This is a genomic window from Nocardia sp. CA-145437 (genome assembly GCF_050956485.1).
In the GTDB taxonomy this organism is placed as follows: Bacteria; Actinomycetota; Actinomycetes; order Mycobacteriales; family Mycobacteriaceae; genus Nocardia.
The window spans coordinates 3,477,801-3,500,462 of the sequence record NZ_CP191204.1 but is presented as its reverse complement, the minus strand read 5'-3'; the positions used below and the strand labels follow the sequence as shown (position 1 = coordinate 3,500,462).

The 22,662-nt window shown below is 67.0% G+C and carries 22 protein-coding genes and 1 pseudogene; 12 read left to right on the top strand and 11 right to left on the bottom strand.

What is annotated here, in order from left to right; genetic code table 11:
• The first annotated feature begins 66 nt into the window (after positions 1-66).
• The 4 genes from ACQPYY_RS16290 (at position 67) to ACQPYY_RS16275 (ending at position 5,114) form a co-directional block, all read left to right on the top strand.
• Positions 67-1,071, top strand: a complete 1,005-nt coding sequence (locus ACQPYY_RS16290) for an AraC family transcriptional regulator ligand-binding domain-containing protein (RefSeq protein ID WP_433594373.1) — start codon at positions 67-69, stop codon at positions 1,069-1,071.
• A 176-nt stretch (positions 1,072-1,247) separates the two neighbouring features.
• Complete coding sequence (locus ACQPYY_RS16285; protein ID WP_433594372.1) at positions 1,248-4,298, top strand: protein kinase domain-containing protein; 3,051 nt, start codon at positions 1,248-1,250, stop codon at positions 4,296-4,298.
• Between the two features lie 97 nt (positions 4,299-4,395).
• Positions 4,396-4,794 carry a Zn-ribbon domain-containing OB-fold protein gene (locus tag ACQPYY_RS16280; RefSeq protein ID WP_433594371.1) on the top strand — a complete coding sequence of 133 codons (399 nt, stop codon included), beginning with the start codon at positions 4,396-4,398 and terminating at the stop codon, positions 4,792-4,794.
• On the top strand, positions 4,791-5,114 hold the full coding sequence (locus ACQPYY_RS16275; protein WP_379098834.1) for a hypothetical protein: 324 nt from the start codon (positions 4,791-4,793) through the stop codon (positions 5,112-5,114). The genes ACQPYY_RS16280 and ACQPYY_RS16275 overlap by 4 nt, the downstream gene beginning before the upstream one ends.
• A gap of 110 nt (positions 5,115-5,224) precedes the next feature.
• Here ACQPYY_RS16275 and ACQPYY_RS16270 read toward each other — a convergent pair whose 3' ends face one another.
• The 3 genes from ACQPYY_RS16270 to ACQPYY_RS16260 all read right to left on the bottom strand — a co-directional run bounded on the left by ACQPYY_RS16270 (position 5,225) and on the right by ACQPYY_RS16260 (position 7,622).
• Positions 5,225-6,196: a Gfo/Idh/MocA family protein gene (locus tag ACQPYY_RS16270; protein ID WP_433594370.1), complete on the bottom strand. Its 972-nt coding sequence runs from the start codon at positions 6,194-6,196 to the stop codon at positions 5,225-5,227.
• Complete coding sequence (locus ACQPYY_RS16265) at positions 6,193-7,089, bottom strand: IclR family transcriptional regulator (RefSeq protein ID WP_433594369.1); 897 nt, start codon at positions 7,087-7,089, stop codon at positions 6,193-6,195. Before ACQPYY_RS16265 ends, ACQPYY_RS16270 begins: the two co-directional genes overlap by 4 nt.
• Before the next feature lie 104 nt (positions 7,090-7,193).
• Positions 7,194-7,622 carry a response regulator gene (locus tag ACQPYY_RS16260; protein ID WP_379098823.1) on the bottom strand — a complete coding sequence of 143 codons (429 nt, stop codon included), beginning with the start codon at positions 7,620-7,622 and terminating at the stop codon, positions 7,194-7,196.
• A 339-nt stretch (positions 7,623-7,961) separates the two neighbouring features.
• Here ACQPYY_RS16260 and ACQPYY_RS16255 point away from each other — a divergent pair, with 339 nt between their 5' ends.
• The 3 genes from ACQPYY_RS16255 to ACQPYY_RS16245 all read left to right on the top strand — a co-directional run bounded on the left by ACQPYY_RS16255 (position 7,962) and on the right by ACQPYY_RS16245 (position 9,549).
• Positions 7,962-8,606, top strand: a complete 645-nt coding sequence (locus ACQPYY_RS16255; protein ID WP_433594368.1) for a VOC family protein — start codon at positions 7,962-7,964, stop codon at positions 8,604-8,606.
• A 14-nt stretch (positions 8,607-8,620) separates the two neighbouring features.
• Positions 8,621-9,073, top strand: coding sequence for a hypothetical protein (locus ACQPYY_RS16250; protein ID WP_379098818.1), 453 nt, complete (start codon positions 8,621-8,623; stop codon positions 9,071-9,073).
• A gap of 275 nt (positions 9,074-9,348) precedes the next feature.
• Positions 9,349-9,549: a three-helix bundle dimerization domain-containing protein gene (locus tag ACQPYY_RS16245; protein ID WP_433594367.1), complete on the top strand. Its 201-nt coding sequence runs from the start codon at positions 9,349-9,351 to the stop codon at positions 9,547-9,549.
• Between the two features lie 149 nt (positions 9,550-9,698).
• Here the strand turns inward: ACQPYY_RS16245 and ACQPYY_RS16240 are convergent, their stop codons facing one another.
• Positions 9,699-10,214, bottom strand: a complete 516-nt coding sequence (locus ACQPYY_RS16240) for a hypothetical protein (RefSeq protein ID WP_433594366.1) — start codon at positions 10,212-10,214, stop codon at positions 9,699-9,701.
• 264 nt (positions 10,215-10,478) lie between these two features.
• Here ACQPYY_RS16240 and ACQPYY_RS16235 point away from each other — a divergent pair, with 264 nt between their 5' ends.
• From ACQPYY_RS16235 to ACQPYY_RS16215, 5 genes are all read left to right on the top strand, one after another.
• Positions 10,479-11,141 (top strand): TetR/AcrR family transcriptional regulator, encoded by a 663-nt coding sequence (locus ACQPYY_RS16235; RefSeq protein WP_433594365.1) that lies wholly within the window; start codon positions 10,479-10,481, stop codon positions 11,139-11,141.
• 449 nt (positions 11,142-11,590) lie between these two features.
• Positions 11,591-12,922, top strand: coding sequence for an ATP-binding protein (locus ACQPYY_RS16230; protein WP_433594364.1), 1,332 nt, complete (start codon positions 11,591-11,593; stop codon positions 12,920-12,922).
• Positions 12,922-13,866 (top strand): response regulator transcription factor, encoded by a 945-nt coding sequence (locus tag ACQPYY_RS16225; RefSeq protein ID WP_433594363.1) that lies wholly within the window; start codon positions 12,922-12,924, stop codon positions 13,864-13,866. Before ACQPYY_RS16230 ends, ACQPYY_RS16225 begins: the two co-directional genes overlap by 1 nt.
• A gap of 904 nt (positions 13,867-14,770) precedes the next feature.
• Complete coding sequence (locus tag ACQPYY_RS16220) at positions 14,771-15,262, top strand: Zn-ribbon domain-containing OB-fold protein (RefSeq protein WP_433594362.1); 492 nt, start codon at positions 14,771-14,773, stop codon at positions 15,260-15,262.
• 9 nt (positions 15,263-15,271) lie between these two features.
• A complete protein-coding gene (locus ACQPYY_RS16215; RefSeq protein ID WP_433594361.1) occupies positions 15,272-16,282 on the top strand; it encodes a LysR family transcriptional regulator in 1,011 nt (336 codons plus the stop codon).
• Between the two features lie 7 nt (positions 16,283-16,289).
• Here the strand turns inward: ACQPYY_RS16215 and ACQPYY_RS16210 are convergent, their stop codons facing one another.
• The 7 genes and pseudogenes from ACQPYY_RS16210 to ACQPYY_RS16180 all read right to left on the bottom strand — a co-directional run bounded on the left by ACQPYY_RS16210 (position 16,290) and on the right by ACQPYY_RS16180 (position 22,501).
• On the bottom strand, positions 16,290-16,772 hold the full coding sequence (locus ACQPYY_RS16210) for an adenosine-specific kinase (protein ID WP_379098796.1): 483 nt from the start codon (positions 16,770-16,772) through the stop codon (positions 16,290-16,292).
• 84 nt (positions 16,773-16,856) lie between these two features.
• A pseudogene (locus tag ACQPYY_RS16205) lies at positions 16,857-16,943 on the bottom strand (VOC family protein); the annotation flags it as partial.
• 46 nt (positions 16,944-16,989) lie between these two features.
• Positions 16,990-17,499 (bottom strand): hypothetical protein, encoded by a 510-nt coding sequence (locus tag ACQPYY_RS16200; protein WP_433594360.1) that lies wholly within the window; start codon positions 17,497-17,499, stop codon positions 16,990-16,992.
• 183 nt (positions 17,500-17,682) lie between these two features.
• On the bottom strand, positions 17,683-18,666 hold the full coding sequence (locus ACQPYY_RS16195) for a hypothetical protein (protein WP_433594359.1): 984 nt from the start codon (positions 18,664-18,666) through the stop codon (positions 17,683-17,685).
• 204 nt (positions 18,667-18,870) lie between these two features.
• Complete coding sequence (locus ACQPYY_RS16190; protein ID WP_433594358.1) at positions 18,871-19,833, bottom strand: amidohydrolase family protein; 963 nt, start codon at positions 19,831-19,833, stop codon at positions 18,871-18,873.
• Positions 19,834-19,925: 92 nt separating this feature from the next.
• On the bottom strand, positions 19,926-20,891 hold the full coding sequence (locus ACQPYY_RS16185) for a hypothetical protein (RefSeq protein ID WP_433594357.1): 966 nt from the start codon (positions 20,889-20,891) through the stop codon (positions 19,926-19,928).
• Between the two features lie 62 nt (positions 20,892-20,953).
• Complete coding sequence (locus ACQPYY_RS16180; RefSeq protein ID WP_433594356.1) at positions 20,954-22,501, bottom strand: MFS transporter; 1,548 nt, start codon at positions 22,499-22,501, stop codon at positions 20,954-20,956.
• Positions 22,502-22,662: the final 161 nt, after the last annotated feature.

The window sequence follows — 22,662 nt, the reverse complement described above, 5'->3', positions numbered from 1 at the left end:
TTCCGGATCGCCGCCGCGTCTACGATCCACCCATCGACCGGGGGACGACGATGCGTAGGAGGGGCATTGCGCACTGATCTGACTCTGCTGCACCAGTTTGTGCTCTCCCAGCTGACCTCCATGGGCCTCGACCGCACGCGGCTGATCCAGGAATCCGGTGTGCCGGAGTGGACATTGACCGGCGGCGGCGTCCACGTTCCCAGCGAAACCTTCTGGCGACTGTGGGAGACCGGGGCGAGGATGCTCGACGACCCGGACGTGGCGTTGCGTGTCGCGAGCCGGTACCAGCTCCGCGCAACGGGCCTCTACGACTATTTGTTCACCAGCGCACCGACCTTGGGCGCTGGATTGGCGACCTGCGGCCCCTATGTCAGCGCCGTCACCACCAATCACAATTTCACCCTCGTCGACGACGACCGCGGACCGACACTGCGCCTGGACATGGTCGACGGGGCCGACGCGACCCGTGACCACACCCAGCTGTGGGGTTTGGCCGCCGTGCTGACCCGGGCCCGCCGCGTCGTCGACGCCCCCGTGGACCCCGTGCGAGTCACCGTGCGCCGCAACGCACCTCGGCGGCTCGATGCTTACCGGGACGTATTCGGCGACGCCACCATCGAATTCGGCGCGGACATCGACGCGATGACCTTCCGCCCGTCCGACCTGGCCCTGCCGCTCACCACCGCCGACCCGGTCCTCGCCGCCGTCCTGCAACCCCTGGCGGACGCGCTGCCGCCTCCCCCGCCGCTGATCTCCGCGTGGCCCGAACGGGTCGCCGTGGCCGCCGCCGCCGCCCTCGACGAGGGCGACGCGTCCTTGGAACGGGTCGCGCGGCGACTCACCACCAGCCCGCGCACCCTCCAACGCCGGCTCGCCGAAGCCGGGACGACCTGGCGGCGGGAGCTCGACCGGGCACGCTCGGCCCGCCTCGGCGCGGCACAGGCGACCGGACCGCTGAGCCGCGGCAAACAGGCACAACTGCTGGGGTACGCCGACGAGTCCTCCATGCGCCGGGCCGCGCTGCGCTGGGCGGTCGCCAACAGCACGCACCGCTCACCGCTGCAGCCGTGAACGACAGACGATCGAGACCACCGATCCTGCACCGAATAGCTGCATGTCTGCCTGTCATCGGCGATAGGCTGGACACCGTCGAAAGGTGAGTCGATCATGGCCCGTGCTCGCAGCCATACCGTGAGGATTGCGCGCGGCCGATGATCGACGACGCGACGAACCGAACCCCCCGCGACATGAGCCTGACGGTAGCGGAAGAATTGCGCGAACTCGGCTTCGAGAACGCCGAAAAGATCGGTCGCGGCGGTTTCGATGTGGTCTACCGCTGCCGGCAGCCGAGGCTGGATCGCACGGTCACGGTGAAGGTCCTGACCGAGAACCTGGACGAGGAGAGCCAGGCGCGGTTCGTGTCGGAGCAGCAGGCGCTGGGCCGCCTGACCGGGCATCCCAATCTCGTCACCGTGCTGGCGGCCGGTGTCACCAGCGGCGGGCGCCCTTATCTCGCCCAGCCGTATCACCCGGTGGACTCCCTGGATACGCGGATCCGGCAGCGAGGTCCGCTTCCTGTCGATGACGTGCTGAAGCTCGGAGCCGGGATTGCCCGGGCACTCGAGAGCGCGCACCGACTGGGCATCGTGCACGGCGATGTGCGGCCCGGCAACATCCTGTTCCCCGAACACGGAGAACCCGCCCTGACCGACTTCGGAATCGCGCGCGTTCCCGGGAGCCCCGAAACGTCAGCCGAGGGACGCACACCAACTCTCGCCGCCGATATCCACGGGCTCGGCGCCACGTTGTTCTGGGCACTGACCGGACATGCGGCCTCCGAGCCGCAGGCACCCGACCTGCGCGATCGCGGCTTCCCCGCCGAGCTGTGCACCGCCGTGGAAGCGGCGATGCACCGCGATCCCGAACAACGGCCCTCCGCGGCGGAGTTCGGCGCGACCATCCGGCAGATACAGCAACACGGCGTCGCGGCGCGAACCACGCGACACCACCGCACTCTGCTGCCCGAGTTGACCAGCTTCATCAACCGGCGCGCCGAGTTGACCGCACTCAAGCACCAACTCACCGTGTCGAGGCTGGTGACTCTGGCCGGGATGGGAGGCGTCGGCAAGACCCGGCTGGCGCTGCGAGCGGCCTCGGCCGCGCAACGCGATTTCGCCGACGGGGTGTGGGCGATCGACCTGGCCGATGTGCGCGACCCGTCACTGGTGGCTCCCATCGTCGCGGCCGCTCTGGGTGTGCGGGCCGATTCGGCACGGCCGGTCCACGACACGCTCGTCGAATATCTGCGATCCCGGGAAACCCTGCTCGTCGTCGACAACTGCGAGCAGGTCGCCAAGCCGATGGCCAACCTGGCCGAGACATTGTTGTCGGCGTGCCCGGACCTGCGGATGCTGGTCACCAGCCGCGAGCCGCTGGATATCGGCGGAGAAGCGGTGCAGCGGCTACTGCCGCTGAGCGTTCCCGCCGCCGGCCGCGAACCGACGCTGCGACAGCTACGTAAGTACGACGCCGTGACACTGTTCGCCGATCGCGCCGGCACGGTCGTGCCCGGTTTCGAGGTGACCGAGGAGAACAAGGCCGCGGTGGCCGGGATCTGCGCCCGATTGGACGGTCTGCCCCTGGCGATCGAACTCGCGGCGGCTCGAATGCGCACGATGTCGCCGGACCAGATTCTGCAACGGCTCACCGACCGGTTCGCCCTGCTCACCCGGGGCCACCGGACCGCGCCGACACGGCAGCAGGCCCTGCGGTGGTGCATCGACTGGAGCTATGAGCTGTGCGCCCCGGCCGAACAGCGGCTGTGGGCCCGATTGTCGGTGTTCGCCGGCGGTTTCGAACTCGAAGCCGTCGAGTCGGTGTGCGGCGCCGAGGCCGAGGCGGCAGAGCTGCTCGACGTGCTGTCCTCGCTGGTGGACAAATCGGTGGTGATCAGGGAGGAGCCCGAGGGCGCGGTCCGCTTCCGGATGCTCGACACCGTCCGGGAATACGGGCAGGACAAGCTGCGGGAGGCCGGTGCGGACGAAGAATTCCGGCGCGGGCACCGGGACTGGTACCGGCAGCTGGTGCTCGACGCCGAGGACGACTGGATCAGCGACCGGCAATGCGACTGGATGGCCCGGCTCGACCGCGAGCAGGGCAACATCCGGGCAGCGCTCGAATTCTGCATGTCCGACCCGACCGAACAGTCGGCCGAAGCGGGGCTGCGCATCAGCGCCGCGTCCCTCACGTTCTGGAGCTTCCGCGGCCTGTTCGGTGAAGGCCGCCGCTGGCTCGAGCGCGCCCTGGCCCATCCGTGCGCGCATTCGACCACCGACCAGGTCCGGGCGGTGCACGCCAGCATATTCATGGCCACCCGGCAATGGGACCTGGAGACGGCGGCCGCCCTGCTCGCCCACGGGCGGGTGCTCGCCGAGCGCGATCCCACACCCCTGAATCAAGCCTTGATCGCCTACGCGGAGGGAGATCTGGCGCTCTATCGCGACGAGCCCCCGCGCGCGGTGGCGTGTATCAATCGAGCCATCGAGGTGCTGAGCTCCGACCCGCGCGGATCCCTGCACGTTTCCGCGCTGCTGTTGCTCGGTGTGGCGTACGCGCAGCAGGGGGACGCCGAGCGTGCCGCCGAGTGCCATCAGCGGATCCTGTCCATCACCGAGGAGTGCGGCGAGTCGCTGTTCCGGTCGACCGCTCTGGGAATGACCGCGATCGCGGCCTACCGCGGGGGTGAGAGCTCCCGCGCACGGGATCTGCTGCGGGAATCGCTGCGGCTCAACCGGCGCGTGCGCAGCCTGCTCGTCGCGGCGCTCGATCTCGAAGTGCTGGCCTGGATCGCCGCCGGGGCCGACGACCAGCGAGCCGCCGTGCTGATGGGCGCGGCGGCGAACATGATGCGGACCGCCCCCGGCGTGGCGATCTACTTCCCCCAGATGGTCGAAGCCCACCTCGACTGCGAGCGGGTGGTGCGTGGCGCGCTCGGCGCCGCGCGCTTCGATACGGCATGGCGACGAGGGCAGGCGATGCGGGTCAACGCCGCGGTCGCCTACGCCCTGGACGAAGAACGCCCCGCCGACACGCCACGCGCCCGCGCGACGACTCTGACCAAACGGGAACGCCAGGTGGCGGGCCTCGTCGCCGAGGGGCTCACCAACAAGCAGATCGCGACCCAGCTGGTGATCGCCCAGCGCACCGTGGACGCGCACGTCGAGCACATCCTGGCCAAGCTCGGGTTCAACTCTCGCGCCCAGATCGCGGCGTGGATCGTGGACGCGACCCAAAAATAGGTATACCCAGTGGCCATTCCACCGTCGTGCGAGCCGTGCGGACCGACGATGCTGAAAACCGAAATCCACCAGCACCGGTCCACGGAGGTTCGGTTCCATGTCCCTACCGATTGCCCAGCACACAGCGGGTGTCAGCGACAACGAAGACATGTTCGCGATCCGGCGATGCGCGGCCTGCGACAAGCTGTTCGGGCCGATGATCGGCGCCTGTTCGGCGTGCGCGTCCGCCGATCTCGAGTGGGTGCCCTCGTCCGGGTCCGGTTCGATCGTGTCCTCGCGGAGGGTGCACCGCTCGGGTGATCCGCACGGCGTGTCGACGCCGTTGACCATCGCCATCGTCGAACTCGACGAGGGCCCCTGGGTCTACACCTCCCTCGAAGGCGAGGTCCCGCTGGTCTCCATCGGGCCGGTGCGGGTGCGCTTCCAGCAGAGTCGCCGCGAGGACGGATTTCCGGTCGTCACCGTCGCCGACCGCCCGAACCGGCTGCTTCGATGACCGCTCTGCTGCCGCTCGCCTACGGATACGTGCGCGACGATCTGTTGAGCAACCGCGACCCGAGTGTCAGCGACACGCTACTGCGCGCCGCCGCCCGATCACTCGGGTACGCGCTCGGCACGGTTTTCCATGAGCCGGGACCGCAGGGCGCGACCCTGCCCCCGGTGTTCATCGACCTCGTCCACGAATGCCGGCGGGCCCGAGCCTGCCACGTGCTGACGCTCCCCGGACACCTGTCGGGCACGTCCGTGTGCCGCAAGGTCCTGCTCGCGATCCTCGAGGCTCGAGCCGAAGCCGCGGTACAGGAGGTCCGCCCATGAGCCTCGTCTCCGCGCCGCTGACGCCGGTAGCGATGCTGTTCATCCTCGGGTATCGGATCCTTCAGATCACCGAAGCGACCTACTACCGGTGGGGTAGCCGACACCACTGCTCATCCGACGGCGCCACGCGGGTGTAGCCCGGCGGCCCGATAGACATCGTCGATCAGTTCCATGGTGACGACGGAGTCCTCGGGCGGTGTGAGGTTGGTGTCGGCGCCGGACACCGCGCTCGCGAAGGCGCGCAGCTGACGGACGTAAGTGGGTTCGCCCGGGATCCGCTCGCGGCGGGTGACACCGTCGACGGTCACCGTCACTCGGTGGAAGGCCTGCGGCAGTACGTGATTGAGGACCTTCATGGTTCCGCGCTCACCCTCGACCCGCAGCCCGATCCGCAACAGCGAGCGCGACCACATCGACGCGTTGATCCGGCCCACCGCGCCGGACGGGAAACGGAAGTCGGCGGTCATGGCCCGATCCACGCCGGGACCACGCAGCAGGGCCCGCGCGGCCGTCACCTCCGGGCGGTCGGGATCGAACAGTCGCATGCTGTGGATCGCGTAGCAGCCCGCGTCCATGGTGGCCCCGCCCGCGAGGTCCAGCCGGTAGCGGATGTCGCCGAACTTGGGCAGCGGGAAGCACATCGAGCTCTCCACCCGCCGGATGGCGCCCAACTCGGTCGCGGCGATCTCCCGCATGCGCTCGGCCAGCGGGTGATACCGATAGTGGAAGCCTTCCATGACGGTGAGCCCGGTGCGCCGCGCTTCCTCGGCCACCTGCCGGGCCTCGGCGGCATTGGCGGTGAGCGGCTTCTCGCACAGGACATGCCGACCCGCGGCCAGAGCCCGCAACGTCCACTGCGCGTGCAGGGCATTGGGCAGCGGAATGTAGACCGCGTCCACCGCGCTCAGCAGGTCGGTGTAGGAGTCGTATACCTGCGCGATCCCGTGCTTGCGGGCGAATGCCTCCGCTCGTGCGCGGTCCCGGGCCGCGATCGCGGTGACCTCGACCCCCGGCACCACCGCGGCGGGTCCGATCAGCGCGGTGGGCGCGATCGACGCCGCACCCAGGATCCCAATCCTCAAGACACTCTCCCTTTTTCGATCGACCCCGATCCCGCCGCGGTCCGCGCGGCCGCGCTCGACAACGACGCCACGGCCGTGGCGATGCGCGATCCCGACATCTCCCGGCCCGGATGCAGCCAGAGGTGCGCGTCGACGTAGCCGTCCGCTCCGAAGACGGGCACGCCCAGCACCGTCACCTCGATCGATTCGTCGCCGTCGGGCGCGGTGGGGAAATACTCGGCGGGGCCGAGCCGGGCCAGCAGGGACAACACCGCGTCCCGCAACCGACCATCGGCACTCGACGACGATCCGGCGATATCGGCCAGGACGTCACGAAGTTTCGTGGCGGCCGGGGTGAGGCGTTCGAGGACGAAACCGCGCCGCGCGGTCTCCTCCAGCGCACGCCGGAGCTCCTCGCGCTCAACGGAATTCGTGGTATCCGGCAAGCGGTTCATCCAGTCCTGGTGCCCGGCGGGATCGAACGCGGCGAACACCATCCCGACCGGCGGCGCGTACGGAACCCTGCGGCCGATCAACTCCGCCGCACCCGGGCCTACGGCATCGACCAGCACGATCGAGTCCCCGTCCAGCACCGACACCCCGGCGGTGAATCCCGTGGTCGCGGCGAGGGACGGCAACTCCGAGGCAGCCGCCCGCGCCATCGGATACCCCGACGCGGCGGCCCGGCCGATCGCGAGCATCGCCGGTCCCAGGCCGTAGGTCAGGTCGGTCCGGGTCACCCACCCGGACCGCACCAGGCTGACCAGGATGGCATGGCATGTGGCGGTGGTGATTTCGGCCGCGCGAGCCAGCTCGCTCAGCGAGAACGATCGTCCCGGGTGCGCGGCGAGGACGGCCACGATCCGCACCACCCGCTGCGTGGGAGGCGACCCCGAGTCAGCCGGAACAGCCACCGGATTCCTTTCGACTATTCGAAAGCGTTCATCGCTATTTCGAATACCCGGCGAGAATACCCGGCATCACGGCCCACCGCTCAGCGGGCGGGCGATACGCTCGGTCAGAACCCGAGACCGGTGTGGATTCGATCCAAGAGTTCGCCGGTCCGGAACGGTTTGGGCAGATAGCCCGACGCGCCCGCGCTGATCGCGAGGCCCACGAGGTCGGGATCGGTTTCGGTGGTCACGATCAGGATCGGCACCGACGAGGTCGCCCGCAGTCGCAGGCAGAACTCGGGTCCGGAAAGGTCCGGCAACAGCAGATCCGTCAGCACCAGATCCGGCTTCCAGCCGGCGACGGCGGTGAGCGCCTGTGCGGCCGTCGACGTGTGCACGGCGTCGAAGCCGGCCGCGGCCAGTACCAGCAGAGTCATCTCGGCGGTCGCGGGATGTTGCTCGACGATCAGCACGCGGGCCGCCGGCCGCATCTCATCGGGCACGTCGATCGGCGGACGGCTGGCTCGAATGGTGGAGAGTTGATGAAGGTTCATGGACGTATCCCTTGCTCACCGGATCCCCGACCGGGTGTGACCCGCCCCACTTATCCGGACGGAACTCGACGCTAAGCCGAACAGCAACTTGTCAGCAATAGCTGCGTGCTCTAGACCGTCCGATTAATCACGATCGTCACGTTCCCGTGATCTTGTGGCGCCCAGTCTGCCGCCACCGTGTCCGTATCGAGACCGAACAGCCACTTGGAGTTCATCGAAGCGGCTTCGAGAACGGCGCCCGAGGCCGACCAGGGACAGTCACTGGTTCGACGACGCCGGCCGAAGCGCACCCTGGGACATGCGAGCAACACCGCTGCTACAGGAAACGAGGAACAGGCCATGACAACCACAGGGGTTCCCGCACTGAAGCTCGAGGCGGTCGTCATCCCGGTCGCCGACGTGGACCGGTCGAAGAAGTTCTACGACGGTCTGGGCTGGCGCCTCGACGCCGACTTCGAATTCGACAACGGCTTCCGGGCCGTGCAGTTCACGCCCCCGGGCTCGCCGACGTCGATCCAATTCGGCACCAGCATCACCACCGCGAAGGCGGGCACGGCGGAAGGCATCTACCTGGTGGTGTCCGATGTCCAGCAGGCACGCGACGCGCTCGCGGCCCAGGGCGCCGACATCAGCGAGGTCTTCCACACCGGCGCACCCGGAGCCCAGTTCCAGCCCCTGTCGGGCGACGGGCGCGTGGCGGGAGCCGCCGACGAGCGCGCGAGCTACGGATCGTTCGCGACCTTCCGGGACCCGGACGGCAACACCTTCCTGCTGCAAGAGGTCACCGCCCGGATCCCGGGCCGCGTCGAAGCCACCGAGACCTCCTACGCCACCACCAGCGACCTGGTCGACGCGCTCGTGCGCGCGGCGACCGCCCACGGCGAGCACGAGGCCCGCAACGGCGGCCGGTACGACGCCGAGTGGCCCCGGTGGTACGCGGCCTACATGGTCGCCGAAGCCCACGGCGATCAGCTACCCGAGTAAAGGAGAACAGCCCCATGACCACCATCCATATGCACGCGAACGCGCATGTGACGCCCGAGCAGTTCGTCGCGGCCCTCACCGACTTCGGCCCGGACCGTTCGGAACTGTTCGGCAACAGCGCGGGGTCGTACCTCGCGGTGCACGCCCAGGATGCCCATCACGCGGACGTCACCGAGGGATCCACCGGAATCTGGGAGCGGCTCGTATACGACTGGACCAACCCGGACCACGTCGTGCTGACCACCACCGATTCCAACGCGTGGGGTCACCACTCCGGGCACACCTACGATCTGACCCCGCGTCCCGACGGCACCACCGATATCGACTACGTCGTGGTACGAGAGGGCAAGAATCCGCGCGGCTGGTTCCTCGGAGCGGTGCTCGCCACCGTCGGCAGGGGCGTACTGACCAAGGCGTTCAAGAACTCCGTGACCGCGATCGAGGCCCGAACCGAGACCGGCAGGTAGACCAGGCCCGGTGTCGACGAATTCCTCGCGGGCACAGCCGAGTAGCAGCGCTGTCGCGCGACGACGGTGGTCTGGCGTGGCGGAACGGCCGCACAGACCACCGCTCGTCGCGGTCGGATGGAGGAAGGTCTTCGGCAGACACGGGATCAGCGCTCGACGCGAATTGCGCACCGTGACCATGAATTGCGCACCGTGACCATATGGAGAGCAAACAGCCATGTGGATTTCATCGCGGTTCCGGAACGGCACTCGACCACGAGGCGCGACCATGAGGTATGGCAGCGAATGATGAAGATCAGCAGATCAAGGAACTCGTTCGTCGACTCACCACCAAGTTTCCGGCCGTCGGCGCCGGGACGGTCGCCGATATCGTTCACGACGCCCACCGCAGCTTCGACGGACGTCCCGTCCGCGACTTCATCCCGCTGCTCGTCGAGCGGATGGCCGCCCGCAGGTTGGCCACCGCCCCACAGTGATTCGACTGTCGAGGGTGCCGGCCGATCGATGACCCAGGCGATCCCGCGGGCAATGTCCTCGGGCTACAGGCCGATACGCTCGCCGGCCTGTGATCGCTACGCGCACATCGGGTTTCGTGGCCGCCTCGGCGAACCGGTCGCGTCGGCCCTCAGCCTGCGGGCTCGTGCCGGATGCCTCGCCAGCCGAGTGGAAGTTGGACGCGCCCCGCGCGGATATCGCTGATGAGGTGCGCGTAGCCGTCGCGAACCTCGCCGAGATGGACCCAGGCCGAGTGTCGAAGATCCTCGCAGTCACTGTGCAGCACCGTCCACCACGCTTCGGCGTAGGTCTTGGCCACGTGACTGATCACCTCACCGAAGGTGTGGGTGTGGCGGCGGGCGCAGCGGCTGTGGCGTACAGCGGACGCGGCCCAAGAATTGATCTTGTCGATGACCTTCGCGATATCGGCACACAGCGCCGCCTCGGTGACCTCCGGCGCGTTCCGCCGCGGATTCAGAACCGCCGCGATCAACGCGGCGTGCAGATCGCCGAGCTCTCGCGCCCACGTGACGAGTGGGAACGGTTCGGCGAGCCGCCCGGCGATCGCGGCCAGCAGTTGCTCCGGCGACAACAGCGATTCGGAATCGGTCGCCGGGTCCTCGTATGCCGCCACGTCCGCGTTCATGCGCGCCCGCCCGTGGGGCTGTCGGAGGAGCCGGTCATGCGATGCATGCGAGGGCTCGTCGCTCATCGACAGTTTCGGTGAGATTGGCGTGCTGATACATGGGCGGTAGGTCAACTTTTCGAGATGAATGGTTGATGTAGAGAACGCGCCGCTGCGACTCGGGGCATAATGCTAATACTGACTGCGCACTCAGTCAACGACAGGTCGCGGGGTTGATCGGTTCTCAGGGGCGTCGGAGAATACGAACGAAAAGGGGCGGGATCGATGAATGGACGTGCGGCGGGACCCGGCAAGTCGGGCGCGATTCTCGATACATTCACGCGCCATGTCGCCGAGAAAGGCTACGACGGAACGAGTTTCAGCGATGTAGCACGCGAGCTCGGTATCTCCCAGGGCTTGATCGTGCACCATTACGGCACCAAGGCGCGGCTTCTGGAAGCGCTGCATGTTTCCTATATGCGGCGCCGTGTCGACGAGGCGGAACGAATCGTCTCGACCTTCTCGGCACCACCCGAACAGCTGGCCGGATTGTTGCACGCGGCCATGCTGTATCAGGTACACGACCGGAACCGGACCGTCGCATTCCAGCGCGAGGTCGCCCGGTTCGCGCAGCAGGAGGAGGATTCCGAGGGGCGCAAGCTGCGCAGGTATTACATCGGAATCCTGCGTGGCGTGCTAGAGGCGGGCATCGCATCCGGCGACTTCCAGCCCGTCGACACCAGCATCCGGAGCCTGCTCATCTTCGGCGCCGCGCAATGGGCGTGGACGTGGTTCGAGCCGGGCGGGCGCAATTCCGCCGAACAGGTCGGTGCTGAACTGGTAGATCTCACCCTGGGATCGCTTTTGCAGGACAGGGCGTCGCTACCGCGCCTGCGCGATCCCGGCGGCGATCTCGTCGCAACGGTGATCGGAATTATCACCGCATAGGAGAAGAGTGACCGCAGCGGCGCATGTCCTGCCCAGGTGCGGACGACGCAGCGCGGGGACGTGGCGCGGACGGTTTCGATGAGTTCGGAGCGGGATCGGCACGCCGACCATCAGGCGGTTGCGCGGATCCCAGGATGCTTCTTGTAGCCTCAGCCCTCGTCCGAGACATCTGGCCGTCGAGCTCAGCTGTCTTACGGCATAGGACATCTGACGGGCGGGAGTAGTTCTGATTTCGCGGCAATCATGGACAGCCTGGTCGGCGACGCTCACCGCGGAGGCCGACGATAGTCTGACCGATGTGTCCCGGTTGCGAGCGACAGATGCCTGACGACGGCCCGAACGGGAGCCTGGGCGGCATCGACATCGACTCCACATCCGAAGACGCTGCGGCACACAGGATTACACATTTCCGCAGCGACAGCTTCCGGTCGGGACTGGGAAATCTGCCCTTGCAGTTGACCAGCTTCGTCGGCCGCAGGACACCGCAGTCCGACGTCAAGAACCTGCTGGCCGGCTCGCGTCTGGTGACACTGACCGGGATCGGGGGCGTAGGCAAGTCACGGCTCGCGCTACGGGTCGCGCACAGCATGCGGCGGAACTTCGCGAATGGGGCATGGCTGGTCGAGTTGGGCGACGTGCGTGACGAGGAGTCGCTGCCGGACGTCGTGGCCGCCGCCTTCGGCCTGTCCGACCACGGCGGCGGATCGGCGCCCGACGCGCTGATCCAGTTGCTGGCCGCCCAGGACCTGCTCCTCATCGTGGACAACTGCGAACACCTGGTCGCGGCCGTCGCACGGCTGGTCGAATCGATCCTGAGAGCCTGCCCGAACGTGCGGATCCTCGCCACCAGTCGCGAGACCCTCGATATCGAGGGTGAGGCGGTATATCCGCTGTCGCCGTTGGATGTACCCGATCCGGCCGCCAATCCGTCATTGCGGACCGTCACCCGCAATGACGCGATCGCCCTCTTCGCCGAGCGAGCGGCCGCGGCGGTCCCAGGATTCGAGGTGAGCGACGACAACAGGCTGTCCATTGCCCAGGTCTGCGCACGGCTGGACGGCCTGCCGCTGGCGATCGAACTGGCCGCGGCGCGCCTGCGCACGATGTCCGTCGAACAGATACTGAACCGGCTGGACGACCGGTTCGCTTTCCTGACCCGGGCCAACCGTAGTGCGCCCAGACGGCAGCAGACGATGCACACCTGCATGGACTGGAGCTATGACCTGTGCACATCGGACGAGCGGCGGCTGTGGCGCCGGCTCTCGGTGTTCACCGGCGGGTTCGAACTCGACGCGGTCCTGCACGTGTGTTCCGCCGGCGCGGCCGAGCCGGACTTGCATGACACGCTGTCGGGCCTGATGGAGAAGTCGCTCCTCATCCGCAAGGAGGAATCCGGCTCGGTACGGTTCCACATGCTCGAGACGGTCCGTGAATTCGGCGCGCAGAAGGCCGACGAGTCCGGGGAGTCCGAGCTGCTGCATCTCCGGCATCGGGAGTGGTGTGAGCAGTTGGTGCACGACTGGAGCGCCCACTGGATCGGGCCGCGCCAGATGTACTGGGTCGAACGGCTGGAGCGGGAGCAGGCGAACGTGGTGAACGCACTGGAGTTCAGCCTCACCGAGTCCGAGGACAGCGGACTGCGGATCGTGACCGCCCTGTATGTGTTCTGGATGTTGCGGGGCCGGATCGGCGAGGGTCGCCGGTGGCACGAGCGGATTCTCGCGCGCCCGTCCTCGGGCCCGTCGACGGAACGGGCCGAAGCCCTTTCGCCGCGAGCTTGATGGCGGCCCTCCAAGGTGACCTGCGGACCGCCACCGACCAGGTCGAGGAACTGGCGAAGCTGTCCGAGCAGACCGACGATCCGACGGTTCCCGCGCTGCTCGCGCACACCCGGGCGAACTACGCGCTCACCGGAGGCGGGGGTGATCCGCACCGGTTGGTCGCCGATCTCGAGCATGCGCTGCGTACCTACGAGAGTTGCGGTGCGGTAGCACGGCAGTTGGATGCTCGGGTCTCACTCGGCTGGTGCTATTCACTGCTGGGCGAGACCTCCCGAGCCCTCGACGTTCTGGAGGAGGCACTCCGCCTCACGGAAACCGCGGGCGAGACGATCTACCGATCCTATGTGCTGTGGACGGCGGGATTCGCGGCCTGGCGCGGCGGTGAGACCGAGCGCGCCAGACGCTCGCTCGCGGAGGCGATTCGGTTGGCCCACAAGGTCGCTGATCCGCTGGTCATCACGGGCCGCCTGGCGACGCTGGCCTGGATCGCGGCCGATGAGCTCGAGGCCCGTCGTGCGGCTGTCCTGCTGGGCGCGGCGGATGCCCTGGGGCGTCTCGCCGGCAGCCCCACCATTCTGCTGATGCCCTACCGTCACGAATGCGAGCAGAGCGGCCGCCGAACCCTCGGCGACAACGCGTTCGATGCCGCCCTCCAGCACGGCGCGTCGATGAGTCTCGAGAACGCGGTCGCGTTCGCACTCGGGGACCCATCCCCGGGCGTCTCCCCAGCCGATCGTTCGCCGGAGGCACTCACCGCGCGGGAACGCCAGATCGCCGACCTCGTCGCCGAAGGACTGACCAGCAAGGCGATCGCCGATCGCCTGGTCGTTTCGCCGCGCACCGTGCAGGGGCATATCCAGCACATACTCACCAAACTGGGCTTCACCTCGCGCGCGCAGATCGCTGTCTGGGCCGCGGCTCAGCCTGCGGACACGGCCGAGTAAGGGCTCTCCGCGCCGGGAGCGGAATTGACAGACAGCTATTGATAATCCGCAAAGAGAATTGATTTCTCGAATACCCGGACAGCAAGTAGGGTTTCGAAATCAGCCGGATAACCTCGGCTTCGCGCACACCATCGGGCGGCGATAGATTCTTCCACGCCGCCGAGAACGGATTGAACTCGGCCACCCGGCACCGTCAGTCCTCCGCCAGCAACAAGATTCGAAACCGGAAGCGGGCCGATGAGTGCGCCGAGTCGAATTCTCCACCTTCACCTGGAATTGGGACCACTGGTCTTGGACTATCGGGGCCACGCCGATCAAATCGGCGAAGTGGCCTTCGAGCTGAGCGCCGCCGGCGTGGTCGCGGTCACGGTCGACGAACTCGTGACCTCCGAGATGCCTTGTCTCCCTTGCTCCCAACTGTGGGGCGTCTAGCCGGACCGCGGCGGGAATGGAGGTCGGCACCGCTGGCTTTCCCGCCCCTTCACGGGCATTCACCAGCGATGCCGACATTTGCCTCACTGCGCTCGGTGAGGCGGTGCGAGCCTGGAATTGGAAGCGGGCTCGCACGTCTGGAAGGCCGCCGTGAACGGCGTCCGCACATTGGATTTCGCGAACCGCCGCACATGAGGGGAACTCAATTCTTCTCGCCGCGGACGCATGAATCATGCTAGTGCAACCGCGCTGCGAAGAGAAACCGCTGTCGGTGGATTGTCCACAAGTTCCGCTTGTCAATTCGATCGCAACGTTGTCCAGCTCATCCAAGGCGATTCCCCGGGCTCGTCAGCGGCATCATCCCGCGGCTTCGAACCCGTGCCCGCGGCCACCGTGCTTGCCTGGAAGGCCCCCGTCGGAACAGAAACAGGTATACCCACACGTAATTCCACCGTCGCGGGATCACTCGCCGATGACCATGCTCGAACGAGTCCACCAGCACCGTTCCGCAGAGGTTTCCATGATCCCATCGAAAGCCCGGCTCCCGCAGGATGGCACCGACGAGAGCGCCTGCGCCACCGTAGACACATTGATGATCCGGCGTTGCACGGCATGCGACAAAATCTTCGCCCCGCTGACCACGGCCTGTTCCGTCTGCGCCGCCGATGATCTCGAGTCGGTGCCGGCGTCGGGCGCCGGTTCGATCGTGTCGTGGCGGATGATGTACCGCCCGAGCGGTCCGAGCGGCGAGCCGGCGCCCGTGGCGACCGCCATCGTGGAACTCGACGAGGGCCCATGGATCCACACCGCCATCGAAGGACACCTGCCGCTGATCTCCAATGCGCCGACGCGTGTGCACTTCCAGCCGAGTCCCCGGCCGGACAGGTTGCCAGTCTTCACCGTCGATGCCGATCCTTGGCATCCGGCATTCTGGAGCGTCTCCCCCGCCCGCGTGTCCGGCTGATCGCGCGCCATGCGATCCCAGCATCCGCCGCACGGCCGCCATGACGAGCCGACCGTCGCGCCGCGCTCTATGGACGTTCATTCCCGCCAGTTGCGGAATTTCATCGTCGTCGCGGAGGAATTGAACTTCACCCGGGCCTCACAGCGCCTCGGCGTGACTCAACAGGGGCTCAGCACCCAGATCAAGCAGCTCGAGCAGCATGTGGCCGTCGCATTGTTCGCCCGGAGCACACGGCATGTCGAGCTCACCGCGGCCGGAGCGGCGTTTCTCCAGCATGCGCGGGACGCGCTGCACCGCTTGGACTTCGGCGTCGAGCAGGCGCGGGCGGTGCACCGCGGCGAGCACAACCGCCTGGTGCTCGGCTGCATCGAGGGGGCGGCGCTGACACTCACCGCACCGATCCTGGCCGCATTCCGGCAACGCCACCCGAACATCACCCTCGAGTCGAACTACTTCACCTACGAGACGCCCTCGGCCGGATTGGCGGACCGCCAGGTGGATGTGGCGATCGTGCGGCGGCCGTTCGAGGATGACGGGCTGCGATTCGAACCCCTCTTCCGCCAGCCGCTGATGGTGATGCTGCCGGCGAACCATCGCTTGGCGAACCGTGCCGAAGTCGCGGTGGCGGAACTGCTGGACGAACCCATCCTGTCCTCCGCCGCCACCGACTCGGTGTGGAATGCCTACTGGCAGTTGAACTCCCATCGCGGAGGACGGCCCGCACGCGTGGCCGCGCGCACGAAGACGCTCCTGGAGGAACTGCACCATGTGGCGACCGGGGCGGCCATCGCGATCACCGTGCCGTGCGCGGCGTGGATCAAGTTTCCCGGCGTGCGGCTGGTACCGGTGACCGGCACGGCCCCGAACGAGGTCGCCGTGAGCTGGCGCGCGGGGAACGACAGCCCCCTCGTGCGGTCCTTCGTCGACGTCGCGCGCCGCATCCGCGATACGAATCCGGGCATGCTCGCGCGGCTGCAGGCACCCCGTTGCCGCAACCGCGCATCCCAACCCGTGGTGTAGCTGGCTCTCAGAGCTTGTAGCCGATGGCGCGGAGCAGTTGGTGCCGGTCGGCCCGGTCGGTCTCGGTTTCGATCCCGAGGGGCGGTGCACCGTCGACGACGCCGATGATGCCGCGTCCGAGCGGAGTTTCCGCGATGAGGACTTCGACGGGGTTGGCGGTGGCGCAGAAGATGGTGCAGAGCTCGGGGATGTGGCGGATCGCGTTGAGGACGTTGACGGGGTAGCCGTCGCGGAGGAAGACGATGAAGGAGTGGCCGGCGGCGAGGGCCGTCGCGTTCCTGGTGGCGAGATCGACCAGGCTGTCGTCGTTCCCCGACCAGCGGATCAGGCGGGGGCCGGAGGCTTCGCAGAAGGCCAGCCCGAAGCGGAGTTGCGGGCCGGTGCCGACGAGGGCTTCGTGGAGGTCCTCGACGGTCTTGATGAAGTGGGACTGCCCGATGACGACATTGAGCTCATCGGGATTCTCGATGGGCACCGCTGTCAGTTCCATGGGGCTATCGTCCCTCGTCACGTCGCTGGGAAACAACCCGCCCGACCCCGCGCGTCTGCTGCGGCATGGTCAACGGCGGCCTGCCAAGCCGAGGCTGACGAAGAACGCAGTCACGGCGTCGAGGTCGGCAACGGTGATACCGACATGGTCGAATCGCTGAACGAATCCCATACCCACTGCCCACGTTTCTGGAAACTCTGCCTACGCTTCTGGAAACTCAGTCACTTCCCACGACATCGGCGCGGACACGGACAACGTCAGCGAGGTCGGCCCAACGGTTTCGCGTTGCGGTCAGGGTCGTGTCCGGTTCGGCGCGGGCCTTGCGACGCTGGTGCGCAGCCCATCTCGAGAGCGCATCCCTGAGGACATACCGCATGTCCGGGTCCGCCAGATCGAGCACCAGCTCCTGGTTTCCCGGCTCGGCAAGGGCCGACCGATGCGTCCGCCGTTCAGGCGCCCGAGGCTGGATCGAAGCCGGGCGGGGAAGAGCCGTGTGGTCGACTCGCATCCATTCTTTGACGACATCCAACGGTTGTTCGCCGAGGCGGAACGCCTCTGCGGCTTTGAGCGCACAACGCAGGCAGCGCGCTCGCCCCGGCGCGGTTTCAGGCGTGGCGGGCCGTCCCGTGCATCGCTGCGTCCAATCGCCCGTGTTGTGCGGGTCCACGATCAGGTGCACCACATCCTGTTTGTCGACCGCGCTTCCCTCGACGATCCAGCTGTTCATCTCGAAAGCCTAACGAGCAACGCGGCTATTTCGGTCTACGATGACAGCCGTGTCCTCGGGTCTCATCGGGCCCGCGAATCGCTACGTCGATGGCACACACGGAATTGATCACGCTACTCGCGATCGCCCCCTCCGCGGGGCTCAATCAGACGGTGCACGTGGCGATTCGGGGCGGGCCAGGGGTCAGGGCGTCGGCCGGAAGCTTTCGGTGCCGAGCACCAGACGCAATCCGGGAATGCCGGAATGTGCTCGGGCATAGTCGAGTTCGTGCCCAAGGTCGCCGATGGTGTTGACGATCGGCGCGGCGAGACCGAGTGTCGATAATGTGCCCAGTGCGCGTCCGTTGGGGTCGAGCGCGGCGCCGCCGCTGTCTCCGGACGTGCTGCGGCTTACTGCGGCGAGCGAATGCGTCCAGCCTCCCTGGGCAGAGTCGTCGGCTTTGCCTTCGTTCCGATGAGGTGAGAGCCCCGTCGAGTCCGTACGGGCATTTGTCTCTCCGTACGTGTAGACCCGATCTCCCGCACCTACGCCGGAGCTTGTTATTCCGACCGGACCACCCCAGAACGGCACACTCGGATTGACCCCCGCTACCTGCCCGGGCGCGATCTTCACCAGCGCGAAGTCGTTGTACGCGCAGACATTCCTATCGGTTTCGCCAGCCTGTTGCATCGACAGCCAGCTGCTGTATACGAGTCGACCGACAGCTGGGGTCGCACCATCCAAGACTGGCGCGCCGCCGCGCTCCAGCGACACGAGGGTGCCGAGTGACCGGCTGTTTCCCCAACGGCACCCGTTCATGCTCATCACTTCCGCGGTCATGGCGCAGTGTGCGGATTGACCGAGGTAGACGTTGGCAGCATTGTCGATGAATACGTAGTTGGCGGTGCATTGCCCCACCCCCTGGGTGGTCAGCTGGGTGCCGGGCCCGAGGGTCGCCGATCCAGCAGGGGCCCACTGTGGTCCAGCAGCGTCCGCCGACACCATCATTTGCGCGATCACGTCGTCCTCGAAGCTCGGTAGACGTGTGGGTGCGGCCGATAATGGTGCGCCGTCCGGCGTGAGCGAGTCGGCTCCCGGCCGGCTACAGGAGGAAATCGACGCGACTCCGACAGCAATCACAGCCAGAAATGCGAGCTTGGTGATGTGATCGCCGCGCGATGCGAGCATGGGCTTCCTTACCTTCGATTCGGCCCCTCTCGCACCTTCACAGCCTGAGCGGTTGCGGCCCATTCACCTACAGATGATGAGTTTGTCATATTCGATAGATACGTCAAGTCACATGACGGCGTGACGAAGCATGGCGGCAGAACGGCCAGTTGAAGCGTGCGCAAATGTCGGCGACCGCCGGCGCCATACGGCGGAGGAGTTCGGTCAGAACTTCAACCGCGGGAACAGAGCTTCGCTGTTCCCATGATCGATTGCCGTACGCAGTGCCTCCTCGAGCGGGTAATGCTCGTATTCGTTGTCGATGAAGGCGACCGCTGCCTCGGGAGCGAACGGGAAGTCGCTGCCGTAGGTGATGTGTGACGGGTCCGCGACGGCCAGCAGGCTGGGCAAGGCGGCGGGGGTGCCGGACAGGGCGATGTCGTAATAGAACTGGCGCAGCACAGCTTTGTACGCCGCGACCGGATCGTCGGAATCGTCGAGCTGCGGCACAACCATGTTCGTTGCGAACATGACAAGCTTCACGCGGTAGGCGATGTAGGGGACGAAGCCTCCGGCATGCGCCAGAATGAACTTGATACCCGAGTACTTGTTCAGGCGGCCGGACAGTATGAGGCTGATGGCCGTGCGAGTGGTATCGAGCAGAAAGTCCGCGGCGAAGGTCGGAATCCCTGGCACTGGTGCGGCGGGCAGCTCCCCGGGGTGCACGAACACCACCGCCTGCCGGTCGTGGAGGAACTGCAGCAGCGGTTCGAATTCGGGATCGCCCAGGTAGCGGCCGTCGTTGTTCGCCAGCAGGACGACGCCGTCCGCGTGCAGCGTGTCCAATGCGTACTCCGCCTCGGCGAGTGCCCCCTCGACATCGGGCAGCGTGAGGGTGGCGAAGAACCCGAACCGATCCGGATTCCGCCGGACCACGTCGGCGCTGTACTCGTTCATCTCCCGCGACCATCGGCGCGCCTCGGCGGCGTCGCCGAAGTACACGCCGGGCGTCGACAGGGACAGCAACCCCGCCCGGATACCGCGCCGGTCCATGAAATCCAGTGCCGTCGATTCCGACCAGTTCGGCACGTCGATTCCGCCGGGCTGCACCCCCTTGGAGTTCAACCACTCCGCGTACTTCGGCGGGGCCAGGTGCTGATGAGTGTCGATGCGGTGAGCGCGACTCATGGGAACTTTCTCCTTGCTGTACATCATCGTATTGCGGTCCGGCAACATCTCGCCTGCCGGGGCGTCCTCTCCCGAAGGGCTCCCACCGGGCATTACCGGTTCGGGTTGAATTGCTCGGTGCCGAGCACGAGACGCAGGCCCGTGATTCCGGAGTGCGCTCGGGCGTAGGCCAGTTCGCGGCCGATATCTCCGACGTTGTTGACCACGGGTACGCCGATGCCCAGAGTTGAGAGAGTGCCCAGGGCTTGTCCGTCCGCGGCGAGGTAGGCGCTGCCGCTGTCGCCCGGGATCCCAGGCGTGCGGGACACGAGCGCATGGGTCCAACCGCCGGTGGAGTTGTCATCTGCCCTGCTCTCGCCGCGTTGCGGAGAGAGGCCGGAGATTCCGGCACGCAGGCTGGAGTTGCCGTAGCTGTAGACCTTGCCGCCGGCGGTGCCCGAGGTGTTGAGGCCGGCCGGGCCGCCCCAGTGGGGCAGGCTGGGATTGACCTTGTCGGCGAACTGCTGGTCGACTTTCACCAGCGAGAAATCGTTGTACGCACAGGTATTCGGATCGCTCTCCCCTAGCGCGCGCATCGTCGACCAGCTGCTGTAGGCCAGTTGTCCGGTGCCGATCGTGGTGCCCGAGGAGTGCAGCGAACCGTTGTGGGTGAAGTTCACCGCGGTGTCGAGCGGGAGGTTGTGGGCCATACACCCGTTCGTTTCGGCGGAGTTCCCCGCGCCCGCACAGTGCGCGGCCTGTCCGAGGTATACGCCGCCGGCATCATCGACGAAAACGTAGTTCGCCGTGCACTGACCTCCGCCCTGCGTATAGGTCTGCACGCCGGGCGCGAGTGCCGCCGACCCGGCCGCAGCCCACTGGTGACCGGCCCGCTCGGCTGCGACGACTACCTGTGCGGCCGTGTCGTTTCCGGCCGACGACGGTCCGATACCCGACGCTCCGAAGTCGCGCGACGCCACATTCTTCCCGATGCCGCTGCACCCGGTTACCGCGAACACACCCGCCACGGCTAGCGCAACCGTCACGGGAACCGCCAACCACCCGCGCAGACCGGACATTCGAACCAGCTCCATTCGGTCTTCGAATTCGTGAGATGCAGGACTGCGGCACCGGTTTTCCGTTACTCCGGAGGGGTCTGTTCATGCGGTGCGAACAGGAGCGCACCGACACCCGCGACGGCGACGATGATCGTCACTGCGACCAACGAGTGAGACAGTCCGCTGATGAAGGCCGATTTCACCACCGCCTCGAGCGCGGGCCCCTGTTGCCCGACCAGCCCGGCCACATGGATACCCGCGGCCGCCGACGATTCCACGGCATGCGCCGCTTGCGGAGGCAGTCCCTGCAGGGTGGGCAGGGCCGACTTGTAGTGGCTCGTGAAGACCGATCCCATCAACGCGATGCCGACCGCGGAGCCCACTTCGCGGGTGGCGTCGTTCATCGCCGACGCGACGCCCTGCTGTTCCGCCCGCAGCGAGCCGACGATGACAGCGGTGCCGACGGCACTGGTCATGCCGACTCCGAGCCCGGAGATGATCAGGCCGCCGAAGAAGAGCCAGTATCCCGAGTCGGCTTCCAGGAAGGACAACGCGAACATTCCTGCGGCCAACAGCAGCAATCCGACACCCATGACCGTCTTGATCCCCACACGCCGAGACAATTTCGGCGTCAGCACGCTGGTCGGTAAGACCACGACCGCGATCGGGATCAGCGCCACGGCACTCTCGAGCGGGCTGTATCCCAGGATCAATTGCAGGTATTGCAGGCCGACGAAGAAGAAGCCGAAGACCGCCATGAACTGCACCAGAATGGTGATCGCCCCCGCCCGGAAGCCCCGAATGCCGAACAGCCTCGGGTCGAGTAGGGGATGACTGTTGCGGAACCCGAGAACGGCATACAGCACCAGCGCCGCGACGGCCACGGCGAGGCCGGCGACCACGCGGCCGCTGGTCCACCCCGCCTCGCTGCCTTCGATGATGCCGTAGACGAGGCCACCGATCGCGACCGCGCTCGTCCACGCACCCGCGTGATCGAGCGGACGCTGATCCTCGTCCCGGGTATTCGGGGCGAGGAGCACCGCCAGTAGCCCACCGAGGAGTGCGACGACCGCGCTGGTGATGAAGATCGAGCGCCAACTCCATTGCCGCAGTAGAAATCCCGCGGCGAGCAACCCGATGATCGCGCCGGCCGCGGCGAACCCCGACCACACCGCGACGCCACGGTCCCGACGGTCGGCGGGGAACGCGGCTGTGATCGTGGACAGAGTGCCCGGCATGATCATCGCGGCACCGATACCCATGACCGCACGCCAACCGATCAGTGGATCCGTCGAGTGGACCAGGCCCGCCGCGATGGACCCGACCGCGAAGACGATCGTCCCGCCGACCAGCACATTCCGCCGACCGATCCGGTCTCCCAGAGCGCCGATCGGCAACACGAACGCGGCCAGCGCGACCGTGTAAGCGTCGGCGATCCACGTCAGCGAGGTCGTCGACGCCGACAAGTCGATAGCCAGATCCGGCATCGCGAGATTGAGAGCCGACACCGACGCGACGACGAGGACGAGGCACGTACACATCGCGGCGAGAACTCCGCCGGTTCCGGCACGCCCAGCGGCGAGGACACTCGCGTGCTCGCTGGACGGCGGTGCGGATGGTTCGTAAGCCATCGGTCCCTCCTCCCAAATCCGACTGCCTCGTTGACGCGGGCCGTGGTTGTCAGCCGCCGCACGAGAGATATTGTTGATGATGTCGTCAATTATGACGCTATGATCGAACTAATGGCAATGATGAAACCGTCACTAATGATGGATGCCAACCGGAATCTTGT

What these genes read in the sequence shown, in the direction of transcription:
- ACQPYY_RS16200 (WP_433594360.1), bottom strand. Translation starts at nt 17,499, where the DNA reads ATGAACAGCTGGATCGTCGAGGGAAGCGCGGTCGACAAACAGGATGTG.
- ACQPYY_RS16195 (WP_433594359.1), bottom strand. Translation starts at nt 18,666, where the DNA reads ATGCTCGCATCGCGCGGCGATCACATCACCAAGCTCGCATTTCTGGCT.
- ACQPYY_RS16190 (WP_433594358.1), bottom strand. Translation starts at nt 19,833, where the DNA reads ATGAGTCGCGCTCACCGCATCGACACTCATCAGCACCTGGCCCCGCCG.
- ACQPYY_RS16240 (WP_433594366.1), bottom strand. Translation starts at nt 10,214, where the DNA reads ATGAACGCGGACGTGGCGGCATACGAGGACCCGGCGACCGATTCCGAA.
- ACQPYY_RS16275 (WP_379098834.1), top strand. Translation starts at nt 4,791, where the DNA reads ATGACCGCTCTGCTGCCGCTCGCCTACGGATACGTGCGCGACGATCTG.
- ACQPYY_RS16245 (WP_433594367.1), top strand. Translation starts at nt 9,349, where the DNA reads ATGGCAGCGAATGATGAAGATCAGCAGATCAAGGAACTCGTTCGTCGA.
- ACQPYY_RS16220 (WP_433594362.1), top strand. Translation starts at nt 14,771, where the DNA reads ATGACCATGCTCGAACGAGTCCACCAGCACCGTTCCGCAGAGGTTTCC.
- ACQPYY_RS16255 (WP_433594368.1), top strand. Translation starts at nt 7,962, where the DNA reads ATGACAACCACAGGGGTTCCCGCACTGAAGCTCGAGGCGGTCGTCATC.
- ACQPYY_RS16225 (WP_433594363.1), top strand. Translation starts at nt 12,922, where the DNA reads ATGGCGGCCCTCCAAGGTGACCTGCGGACCGCCACCGACCAGGTCGAG.
- ACQPYY_RS16285 (WP_433594372.1), top strand. Translation starts at nt 1,248, where the DNA reads ATGAGCCTGACGGTAGCGGAAGAATTGCGCGAACTCGGCTTCGAGAAC.
- ACQPYY_RS16210 (WP_379098796.1), bottom strand. Translation starts at nt 16,772, where the DNA reads ATGGAACTGACAGCGGTGCCCATCGAGAATCCCGATGAGCTCAATGTC.
- ACQPYY_RS16260 (WP_379098823.1), bottom strand. Translation starts at nt 7,622, where the DNA reads ATGAACCTTCATCAACTCTCCACCATTCGAGCCAGCCGTCCGCCGATC.
- ACQPYY_RS16215 (WP_433594361.1), top strand. Translation starts at nt 15,272, where the DNA reads ATGCGATCCCAGCATCCGCCGCACGGCCGCCATGACGAGCCGACCGTC.
- ACQPYY_RS16180 (WP_433594356.1), bottom strand. Translation starts at nt 22,501, where the DNA reads ATGGCTTACGAACCATCCGCACCGCCGTCCAGCGAGCACGCGAGTGTC.
- ACQPYY_RS16235 (WP_433594365.1), top strand. Translation starts at nt 10,479, where the DNA reads ATGAATGGACGTGCGGCGGGACCCGGCAAGTCGGGCGCGATTCTCGAT.
- ACQPYY_RS16250 (WP_379098818.1), top strand. Translation starts at nt 8,621, where the DNA reads ATGACCACCATCCATATGCACGCGAACGCGCATGTGACGCCCGAGCAG.
- ACQPYY_RS16280 (WP_433594371.1), top strand. Translation starts at nt 4,396, where the DNA reads ATGTCCCTACCGATTGCCCAGCACACAGCGGGTGTCAGCGACAACGAA.
- ACQPYY_RS16185 (WP_433594357.1), bottom strand. Translation starts at nt 20,891, where the DNA reads ATGTCCGGTCTGCGCGGGTGGTTGGCGGTTCCCGTGACGGTTGCGCTA.